A 10,626-nucleotide genomic window follows, 5' to 3' on the forward strand; every position below is an offset into this window, starting at 1 on the left:
GCCACCAAGCTGGCATTTCATCCTCTTCCACCAAGCTCGCTCACACCGTACAGACAATGATCTCAACATCCGTATTAGCAAAAGTTGCCTGGATAATCGGACTGACCTTATCCCATTTCAGCCTGTCCAGCCCACATCCTATTCGGGGCATCGCCAGTTTCGTAATACCTTCCATCACACATACGTCCCGCATGGATTCTACCGCATTAGTCAACGATTGGTACGTTGGCTTATTGGAGAACTTTGCCTTGGTGACCAGATTGAGCGTCCGTCCTACCGGATAACATCGTCCAATCTCAAGTGGCTCTTGTTTGGCCTGTTCTTGAAGATTCTCCAAACCGAATCGCTCGCGGAACTGTACCGCAATGCCCTTGCCCATCCTTGCATCAGCTGATATGCAGTGCGCAAGCATGTACTCATCTTCCAGATCAAATAAATCCTGTTGTCTCTCATGGAACTGCATGCCATCTCTCTCCTTTTGTCCCGCTTTCTTCTTTAAACTACATCCTTTGTTCTACTTAATTACGCCTCTGCCAAAAAACGTTGAAACGCCTTTAATGTTCTCTGACCTGCTGATCGATCATATACAGCAAATACAATGCGTTCAAAGGCGTCCTTATAAGCCTCTCCCACTAACACATCATGAAAATACTTCGCCACCACTGCCGGTTCGTTACGGAATACGCCGCAACCGTACGCGCCCAGAACAATTGTGCGATGACCGTTGGAAGCAGCCACATCCAGAATATAACGGATACGCGCCTTCATCACGGACTCAATCTGTAGATCATCCGCTTCTCCACGCTCTTTCACCACACCCGCATTTACCGCTGGCGCAGTAATGAATGAAGATACATAATATTTGTCCAGCAGACGGTCTTCATCATCACGGATCACTGGAACATCCGGCGAATAGATCATATAATCCGAATAGAGAGCCGATCGCTGTTTGCGATTGTACTCGTACATTTCATCCATCTGGGCGATGCACGGGTATAGTCCTGTCGCTCGGGCCAGACTCTCTTCCTGTGCCTGACTTCCGCCAAGGAAGCCACCGCCAGGATTTTTCGCCGATGCAAAGTTTAGACAGACCACATCTTCTCTTCCTTCAGCTACCGCCAAACGTGAAGCGGCTCCAAGTGTAGTCTCGCCAGTAACCTCAATGCGAACTGACACTGCTTCAAACTCAGTAGATGAGGCTACCGGTTGAATTCCAGCCTGAGCTTCTGTACGACGCTTTTCTCTGAGCGCGGACAATGCTGATGGACGATATAACACCGAATTACGGATGGCTTGCTGCACATCGGTACCGATCCCAACCTTGCGATCATAACCATTTACGTAATGCCCTTCATCCAAAATAGCCAACGTCTGCTGTGCGATATTAGCCCGCACGGAACGTGAATTGGAGCCGGCATTCCCAGTTGATCTACCGAGTTTATTATTGTTGTTATAACGCCCACTGCTATTTTTGTTATTGATGGTATTGTTCTTATCCTGTTGTTGGTCACTCATCTGAATCACTTCCTATATCTTCTCTTAGACGGGTCAGAATCTCACCCAGCCAGTTGGTTCCCCGCCATGTTCTTCTATTGCGAATACGCGGGTCTTCCTCCGCCAGTCCCACACCCCAGATACGATCATCTGGACTTGCTTCCACAAGGGTCGTTCCACGAGTGGCGCGCAGCGCGGTTAGCAGTTCTTCGTTTTGTGTAAATTTGGCCCAATTGCCCTCGTAAACGATGCGCTGGCACTCAGCTTCCCATAACGTCTGGTCGAAGCCTGCGACCTGTCTGCCCAGCTTTTTTTGTACCGAAGCAGAGCTTGCCTTCAGAATCTTATCTGCGATGGTCTGATCGCCAAACAGCAGTGCTTTCTGGTGCATCATGTATTGCTCCGCACTCGTGTAGCGAACCCCGTTCACGGTAAAATCCGCCGGGTGCCACTGTGAGAACGGCGATGCAGTCCGCCAGAAAAACGTAAACTTTTCCATCCATATCCCCTCTTTACTTGCTCCTCATGTATGCAGCGATCGGGCCCCTGGCCTGAATCACTTCGTACGAGTTCATTGATTCTTACCGTTTCTATGGTGTATGCCTCTCTGGGTTCAATCTGTATAAACGTGATGGTCGATGACCGGCACTGCTCGCATAGTCTCCCGTCTCAATGACCCAATCGGCGATTTTGCGCCGGAAAGCAGCAGCCAGCAGCTTTTTGCCACTGATGATCTCGTGTACTTTCTGAAGCGCAGTCAATGTGAACGTCTCTGGCATCAGATTGAATGCAATATCCGTATACTCGATCTTGGATCGCAGACGTTCAAGTGCATAATGAATGATTTTGGCATGATCAAATGCAATCCCCTGAACCTCAACCAACGTCACATGATGGCTCCGCACTTTTCCTTCTATCGTTTCTTTCGTCTCAACAATGGCCGACAACTCTTCTGTTCCATTGGTCAAAATCAATTGCAGCCTGCGTTCTGTCACACGTCCACGCTCATGGATATGGCGCTTCTCTTCCAGAAGTCGCTGCTCCACCCGAAACCAATTGGCTTCACTGGCATCATCACCGGCCTGAAGCTCCAGCTCGCTGCTATCCACCAGCGCCATATAGGAACAGCTGATAACCCGTGTACGTGGATCTCGCTCCACATCTCCCCAGGTGTACAGTTGCTCCAGATAAATATCATCCAGCCCCGTCTCCGTCAACAATTCCCGCCGAGCAGCATCTTCCAATGATTCCTGCATGGAGACAAATCCGCCCGGTAACGCCCACTGTCCCAGATAGGGATGGCCGCCTCGACGAATCAGCAGCAACTGAAGTTCGGGTTCCGCGAGCTTGCGATAATTCTCCTGAGCTTCACTGCGAATCGTAAATACCAACATGTCCACGGTGACGGAAGGACGTTCGTAATCGCCAGCATCATAGCTGTCCAAAAACTGTTCTTCACTAATATGTGCCTGATCCTGATGCTCCTGGTAATCGGGAGCATTTCCTCCAGAGGAACCTTCGTTAGTCATACGATATAAACCCCATTCTGTTATTAACGTTTTGTTATTAACAATTAGATAATATCAATTTATCACATCGTTTTATCTCAGGTCAATATTTCCAATCCAAAATAAATGATCTGTATTCACTTGACGATATGTCAAATCAAACTTAAAATTTAGTTAGTCGACTAACTAAATAATGTGTTCAAAAAGTCCAGTTTTCAGTACCGAGAAGATGGGATGAAGGTAGAAATGGAGTAGCGGAGCGTAGGCAAACTACGTGAGCAACTACAATGTTTCCGAAGGAAACAACCTTCGTAAGCATCCGCTTATTTCGGCTGAATTTTATATTCGATGCTGATGATGCCGCTAGGCATCATTCGTAATCAAAAGTGGACTTTTTGAACAACCTCTAAAAGGATATGAATGGAGCGGATGATATGAACCCAGTCCACAATGAGCGGTTAATGGGACAGCTATCCGAGCTCGTGAAACTGAAACGTTACAAGGTTCATGAGAAACTTGTAAACCACCCCGAGTTATACCCGGGGCAGCCCCCTTTGCTGTTCCAGCTTGAACGGGAGGATGGCCAATCCCAGAAAAATCTGGCCGAACAACTTCAGCGGAGCCCCGCAACAGTAACCGTCATGCTCAAGCGCATGGAAACATCCGGTTATGTGAGACGCGAAGCAGACCCGAAGGATCTGCGCAGTCTGCGGGTATACCTGACCGATCAGGGGCGCTCCGCGCTACAAGAATTGAGAGTAGTGATTCAGGAGTTGGAACAGCAGGCTCAGAAAGATTTTACACTGGAAGAATCCCGGATCATGTCTCTACTTGCACAGCGTATGCTCCAAAACCTGCGTGAATCCTGAGGTGATGCAAACTCTCGACATCGCTAACAACAACTGGCTTGACGCAGCTAAAGGTATGATGAAATTGATTCACTTATGCAATTAAAACTGAGGTGATTTCCTATTGTGGACGTTAAAACGATTCTTGACGCCGTATAAGTCAGCGGCGATCATCGCCCCACTGCTCATGGTACTTGAGGTAACCATGGACCTGCTCCAGCCCAAGCTGATGTCCAGCATCGTGGATGATGGTGTACTTGCAGGGAATCTGTCCCATATCCTAACTACAGGTCTGATCATGCTGCTTGTTGCATTAATCGGCTGGGTCGGCGGCGCAGGATGTACACTCTATTCAAGCAAAGCTGCCGTGGGATACGGCACGGATCTGCGTCAGGAACTATTTGATCATATTCAAACCTTCTCCTTCCGTAATCTGGATACGTTTCAGGAAGGATCTCTGATCACTCGTCTGACCAGTGATATTACCCAGATGCAGACCTTTGTGCAGATGCTGCTGCGGATGTTTATCCGTTCGCCAATGCTGATCATCGGTAGTATTATCATGGCGTTTACGATCAGTGTGAAGCTGGCACTCATTCTTATTCTGACTGTACCGGTACTGTTTATTATTTTATTTATCCTGATAAAAGCATCCTATCCGCTGTTCGCCAGTGTTCAGAGCAAGCTTGATCAGGTCAACGCTGTCCTTCAGGAGAATCTTGCCGGTATCCGTGTCGTCAAGGCGTTTGCACGTGCACGTCTGGAGAAAAAGCGGTTCAAGCAATCCAACGAAGATTACACGACAACCGCTGTCAAAGCCTGGCGTATTGTAACGCTGAATGCACCTGTGCTTAGCTTAATGCTGAACGCTACCATTGTAGCGGTGCTGTGGTTCGGAGGTTTCCAGGTAGTAGGAGGCGATATTGCTGCCGGAGATCTGATTGCTTTTATCAACTATGTCACGGTTGTCCTCTCGTCCCTCACGTCGATCGGCATGATGATGATGAGCTTCTCCCGCGCCAAGGTATCTGCCGCCCGGATCAACGAGGTGTTACATACACAGCCGGATATTCAATCAGGAAGCGATAACTTCAGGAATATACAGTCACCCCCGTCTACCCGTGACCACCAGAGATCATACCAACCATCTCCTGTCGTGTCGCGCACAGCTGGTCAAGTGGAGTTCAGAGACGTGTCTTTCCGTTATGACGGAGACCATGCACTCTCTGGCATTAACCTAATCGCTCGCCCGGGTGAGAAAGTGGCCCTGATCGGTTCCACAGGTTCAGGCAAAACATCGCTGGTGCAGCTGATTCCCCGTCTGTATGATGCTTCGCAGGGTGAAGTGCTCGTGAATGGAGTGAACGTACGCAACTGGGATCTTCAGGAGCTTCGCAGCCGTGTGTCCATTGTGCTCCAGGAATCCATTCTGTTCAGCGGCAGCATCCGGGATAACATATGCTTCGGCCGGCCCGGTGCAACGGATGCTGAATTGCGTGCTGCGGCACAAGCTGCGGCAGCGGATGATTTTATTATGAAACTGAAAGACGGATATGACACGGAACTGGGTCAACGCGGGGTCAATCTGTCCGGTGGGCAGAAACAACGTATATCCATTGCACGCGCCCTGCTCATGCGACCGGAAGTGCTGATTCTGGACGATAGCACCAGTGCTGTGGATTTGCGCACAGAAGCGAGTATTCAGAAGGCTTTACAGTCCTTAATGAAAGACAGCACCACCTTTTTGATTGCACAGCGGATCTCCTCCGTGAAGGATGCAGACTGTATATATGTCATCGATGAAGGACAGATCGTTGCCAGGGGCACACATGATGACCTGATGGCTCATTCATCACACTACCAAGCGATCTATTATTCGCAGCAACGGAAGGAGGATGTTCAATTTGGCTAAACCTGCCTCTTCCTCCATACAACAAACGGTCGTGCCTCCCATCGGAAGACCCGGACCTGCGGGCAGAGGACCTGTTCCCAAAGTCAGAGCCAAAAATGCCCGCCACGCCTTAATCCGGGTATGGTCATACATGGGACGTCACCGCAAAGGAGTCATTGCTGCATTGGTGCTGACCGCTCTCGGAACACTACTCAATCTGGCGGGACCTTATCTTCTCGGCCGCGCCGTTAACGAACATATCGTTCCCAAAGTAACAGCGGGTTTGCTGAAAGAATGTCTCCTCTTGCTGAGTGTTTATATCCTTGGCTCACTCCTGATGTGGGCTCAATCCTATGTCATGATTGGTGTGTCACAGTTGACCGTTAAAGATCTGCGACACGCGTTGTTCTCCCGACTGCAAGAGCTGCCTGTCAGCTTTTTTGATAAAAATCAAAGCGGGGATCTGATGAGCCGGGCCACCAATGATATCGATAACGTATCTACAACGCTGAATCAAAGCGTAACCCAATTGATGTCCAGCGCCATCCTGCTCGTTGGCTCTTTGTCCATTATGTTTGCACTCGATGTTCGGCTTACCCTGCTCAGCCTGGTGACGGTACCCTTAATTACCATCGCCACTCGCCTGATCGCTTCAAGAACACGCAAACACTTCACCGCCCAGCAGAAATTGCTCGGTGAGCTGAATGGGTATGCTCAGGAAACCATTGCTGGACAGAAAGTCGTAGCGGCTTATAACCGTCAGGATCAGGCACATCAACATTTTGAGAACCTGAACGAGAAACTTCGCACATCCAGCACCCAGGCCCAGACTGTTTCGGGTTTGGTTGGGCCTACGATGAACGTGATGAACAATATCGGGTTTGCCATACTGGCTTCTGTAGGTGGATGGATGGCTTATCATGATCTGACGTCCATCGGACTAATCGTCAGCTTTCTCGCTTACTCCCGCCAGATTGAGCGACCGCTGAGCGATCTGGCCAATCAGTACAATCTGATTCAGGCTGCCATTGCAGGTGCTGAACGTGTGTTTCACATCATGGATACGCCTGGCGAATATGTGGAGGAACAGAAGAAACAACTGGATCAGATTCAAGGTAAAGTTGTATTTGAGGATGTGTCCTTCGGGTACAGTGCGGAGCGAGACATTCTGAAGAAGGTCAGTTTTACTGCAAAACCTGGCGAGATGATTGCACTTGTTGGACCCACCGGCGCAGGTAAAACGACCATTATCAATCTGTTACCTCGTTTCTACGAGATTACAGGCGGACGGATTACCATCGATGGATGTGACATCTCTGAACTGGAGAAGGATCAACTCCGTCGGCAACTCGGCATTGTACTTCAGGATGCCTACCTGTTCTCGGGTACCATTCGCGACAATCTCGCCTATGGCAAGCCGGACGCAACCGATGAACAGATCAGGCAAGCAGCTATGCTTGCGAATGCACATTCATTCATCCGCAAACTGTCGCAGGGCTACGATACCCCCATCATTTCCGGGGGAAGCAATCTGAGCCAGGGACAACGACAGTTGTTGACTATTGCCCGTGCAATTCTGGCCGATCCGGCCATTCTTATTCTGGATGAAGCAACAAGCAGCATTGATACGCGTACTGAGATGAAGATCCAGGACGCGATGCGGACGTTAATGAAGGATCGTACCAGCTTTGTCATCGCCCACAGACTGAGCACAATTCGTGAAGCTGACCAGATTCTCGTCATTGATGATGGACAGATCGCTGAACGGGGAAGCCATGACGAATTGATGCAGCAACAGGGATTTTACTATCAGTTACATCAGGGACAGCTAAATAAGTCGAACTAAAATGTGCCTGCAAAGCTACTGAATGTCGAAGAGATCCTTAGCGCGTTCGTAGCAAGCAAGTGCGCTGTAGCCTGAATGTGCGAGGTCATCTCCTTCGTATGCGAACAAGCGATTAATACGCTACGAGAGCGGATTTTCTCCATCCCACATGAAAAACTCCACTTCGCACCAAGCGGGATTGGAGGAATCTCCCCGCTTGGTGCTGGACGGAGGAGTCTTCTCGCTCGCGGTTGGAGCAGAGTATGGGCGAGCTCTAACGAATCTGAGGCGTCTTATTCAAGCTTTTGAAGCTCTCTCAGAAATCTAAGGAACCTATGACACGTTATATCCAAATAAACAGCCGGTTTCAGCGTTTCTTCATGGAATTTTGGGAAATAACGTGTCTGAAGTTTCTTACAAAGTAAAGTAAGGACCTGAATGCCAAATAAGATGTCCTATGTTCCTTAGAAAATCGACTCCCTCTTCGCCCGGGTCAGCCGGCTTAAACTCCAGACTTTTTAGACGCTGACCTCCAGCATCATCTCGCTTGCTTTATTTTAATTCACACTCTTATATAGCAAAAATGAACTGAACCGATGTGGATTCTGCACATTGATTTAATCGAAATACGAAACGCCGCACGGGGTTCTTCAGGACCCATGCGGCGTTTTCTCGTTTTTGATTAATCACTATGTTGCTGCTGCCCCTTGGTCTGTGAGACGCGTTACATCTCCATGGGCAGATGAAGCGTGAAGGTGGAACCAACCCCCATTTCGCTATGAACGGTAATTTTACCATTGTGATCCTGAACGATTTTCTGGCAGAGTGCAAGTCCCAGTCCCGTACCTTCTTCTTTGGTTGTATAAAAGGGGTTAAAGATTGTGGATAGCGAATTTTCCGGAATGCCGCTACCTGTATCTGTAATGGAGATGAGTACGGCGTCTCCTTCCTGTAACAAATCCATATGAACCTCACCAGGGTCTGTCATTGCTTCAAAGGCGTTACGAATCAGATTGATCAATACCTGCACAATCTTATCCCGATCCATGTTGATCACGACTGGTTCATTAGTCATTTCAAGCGTAATTCGATGCCCACGGGATGCCGCATCTGACTCGGTCAAAGACATCACCCGCTCAAGGCAGTGGCCCAATTGTTCCGGCTTCATGTGATTGGCATGTGGTTTGGAAAATTGCAAAAATTCAGCCGTCAGATCGGTCACTCTCGTCACCTCACCCATAATCACTTCATACCATGGCGCGATATTAAACGCTTGTCCACGTGACAGCTGCAGGAATCCCCGAATTGCGGTAAGCGGGTTCCGAATTTCGTGAGCCATACCCGCGGCCAGTTCACCTACAGCCCTTAGTCTTTCGGAACGAAATACTTCTTCTTCATTTTTCAGCCATTTGCTGCGCTGTTGTTGAAGCAGCCTATCCTCGGCTACCGTCATAAAGTGCTGCAACGAATCCGACATTTCCGGGTACAGGGAGATGCTATAGCTTACCTGGAGTCCTTGAAGCTGCACGGATAGCAGTGACGACATTCGTTCTTCCACATCCTGTATCTCCGGCAAAACGACCGCAAATCGGTCTCCTGCATACCGGGATATGCCATAGGCCTCGGTGAAATGATTGCTAATCATCTGGCCTGTACCTGTGATTGCCGTACACCAAGGATCTTCTGAATCTTTTTTAAAACCGCTAAAGTTATTAACGTTCAAAAGGATAAGCAAAAAAGAGCGTTGTTCTTCTACTGTCTTATTTAGCACCTCCATGTAACCTTCGTAATTTAGCAGTCCGGTAAGCGGATCATGGAGGGTGAGGAACCGATTTTTTTCCCGAAGTCTGCGCTTCTCGGTCTCACTGTTAATCAAGGTATGATATAAAAATATGATGACAACCGAGGTTAACAAATCAAACAGGGATACCAGCAATGTGTATGCATCTATAGGCACATAGGAAAGGCGAATCAACGTATATTCCAACATAAACAGCAGTGAAATGGGCAAGGTCTGCGCTACACGCTGTTTACCCTGGATCATCGAAAGGATGAGCATATAATACAACATGTTGCACCAGTTCAGCTCACTGAAATAATGGAATATTCCAAGAAAAATCCATTGGAACTTTCGCAGTACAGGATATCTTCTCTCCCCATAAATACTTGCTACCAATAAAATCCCCGAAAGCAACATGATTGCCAAATGAGGGGTAAGCCTTAGAACATAAGAGGACAGAATGACAAGCAAACAGCCCAGTGGGAAAATTACCATTTTCATCGTGTAACTTAGCAAATAGCCTCGCCCCCTTTGACATAAAACTCACATCAAACAACTTATGTACATGTATTATATCGATTATGATTAGCTGATGTTGTCGATTAATGGAGGCTGGTCAAATTCGCATGAATGTATAAGTTATGAAGGCAATAGGACATATGATGTAATTGTAATCGACAAAAGTGAAACAATTCCTCTACGTATGGTCATTATTGTGTTACAATACATTAATGGATTAATTTAGGATAAATTCTTGGTTATGGAGGATATCACATGACAACACAACGCAAACCACTGGGCTTCGGAACGCTATCTCTGCTCGTACTGACGATGGGCCTTGCCTTTAACTTTCCATGGGGCAAAGCCAATTTTATGATCAGTCATTACCTTTTTAACTTAATAAACATGCCTATTTATAGCAATGGAACTCAAGGACTCCACATTCCATTTATAGTAGCAGCCCTCTTCTGGATTCCAGCCTTCTTGATCGCCAAAAAAAATCGTTCACATTATGGCACAAGTGTTGCCCGTAATGTGGCCGGATTCATGTTGCTCTTATGCATCATTGGACCAGTTATCCCCGTTATCGATTGGATGGTCAATGGTTAAACAATTAAAGCCAGCTCTCTATTGGTCTTACCCCTGTCAAGCAGACAGATGAAAAAAGCTATGCTGCCAGTGCGCATCGATATTCAATCGGTGCGCGCTGTTTGAGTTTGGCTTGAAAACGTCGGTAATTGTAATTGTACATATAATCTTCCACAGCTTGTCGAATCTCT

The 10,626-nt window shown here is 47.9% G+C and carries 10 protein-coding genes; 4 read left to right on the plus strand and 6 right to left on the minus strand.

The window, feature by feature from the left end; genetic code table 11:
* Positions 1–40: 40 nt before the first annotated feature.
* From AB4111_RS10950 to AB4111_RS10965, 4 genes are all read right to left on the minus strand, one after another.
* A complete protein-coding gene (locus AB4111_RS10950; protein ID WP_442031531.1) occupies positions 41–463 on the minus strand; it encodes a macro domain-containing protein in 423 nt (140 codons plus the stop codon).
* A gap of 59 nt (positions 464–522) precedes the next feature.
* Positions 523–1,515: a TIGR02452 family protein gene (locus tag AB4111_RS10955; protein WP_442031532.1), complete on the minus strand. Its 993-nt coding sequence runs from the start codon at positions 1,513–1,515 to the stop codon at positions 523–525.
* Entirely contained in the window at positions 1,508–1,993 is a 486-nt protein-coding gene (locus AB4111_RS10960) for an NADAR family protein (RefSeq protein WP_253431031.1), read from the minus strand. The genes AB4111_RS10955 and AB4111_RS10960 overlap by 8 nt, the downstream gene beginning before the upstream one ends.
* Before the next feature lie 91 nt (positions 1,994–2,084).
* On the minus strand, positions 2,085–3,023 hold the full coding sequence (locus AB4111_RS10965; RefSeq protein ID WP_442031533.1) for an NUDIX domain-containing protein: 939 nt from the start codon (positions 3,021–3,023) through the stop codon (positions 2,085–2,087).
* Between the two features lie 413 nt (positions 3,024–3,436).
* Between AB4111_RS10965 and AB4111_RS10970 the strand changes: the two genes are divergently transcribed.
* The 3 genes from AB4111_RS10970 (at position 3,437) to AB4111_RS10980 (ending at position 7,587) form a co-directional block, all read left to right on the plus strand.
* Positions 3,437–3,871 (plus strand): MarR family winged helix-turn-helix transcriptional regulator, encoded by a 435-nt coding sequence (locus AB4111_RS10970; protein WP_442031534.1) that lies wholly within the window; start codon positions 3,437–3,439, stop codon positions 3,869–3,871.
* Positions 3,872–3,974: 103 nt separating this feature from the next.
* A complete protein-coding gene (locus tag AB4111_RS10975) occupies positions 3,975–5,762 on the plus strand; it encodes an ABC transporter ATP-binding protein (protein ID WP_442031535.1) in 1,788 nt (595 codons plus the stop codon).
* A complete protein-coding gene (locus AB4111_RS10980; RefSeq protein WP_442031536.1) occupies positions 5,746–7,587 on the plus strand; it encodes an ABC transporter ATP-binding protein in 1,842 nt (613 codons plus the stop codon). Before AB4111_RS10975 ends, AB4111_RS10980 begins: the two co-directional genes overlap by 17 nt.
* A gap of 703 nt (positions 7,588–8,290) precedes the next feature.
* On the opposite strand, the gene AB4111_RS10985 is transcribed toward AB4111_RS10980, so the two are convergent.
* Positions 8,291–9,862 (minus strand): ATP-binding protein, encoded by a 1,572-nt coding sequence (locus tag AB4111_RS10985; RefSeq protein ID WP_442031537.1) that lies wholly within the window; start codon positions 9,860–9,862, stop codon positions 8,291–8,293.
* Positions 9,863–10,120: 258 nt separating this feature from the next.
* Here AB4111_RS10985 and AB4111_RS10990 point away from each other — a divergent pair, with 258 nt between their 5' ends.
* On the plus strand, positions 10,121–10,456 hold the full coding sequence (locus AB4111_RS10990) for a hypothetical protein (protein WP_442031538.1): 336 nt from the start codon (positions 10,121–10,123) through the stop codon (positions 10,454–10,456).
* A 58-nt stretch (positions 10,457–10,514) separates the two neighbouring features.
* Here the strand turns inward: AB4111_RS10990 and AB4111_RS10995 are convergent, their stop codons facing one another.
* The gene (locus AB4111_RS10995; protein WP_442031539.1) at positions 10,515–10,622 is read right to left on the minus strand and encodes an IS3 family transposase; all 108 of its coding nucleotides are present in this window, start codon (positions 10,620–10,622) and stop codon (positions 10,515–10,517) included.
* Positions 10,623–10,626 lie beyond the last annotated feature (4 nt).

The organism is Paenibacillus sp. 2KB_22 (assembly GCF_052115745.1).
Taxonomy (GTDB): Bacteria; Bacillota; Bacilli; order Paenibacillales; family Paenibacillaceae; genus Paenibacillus.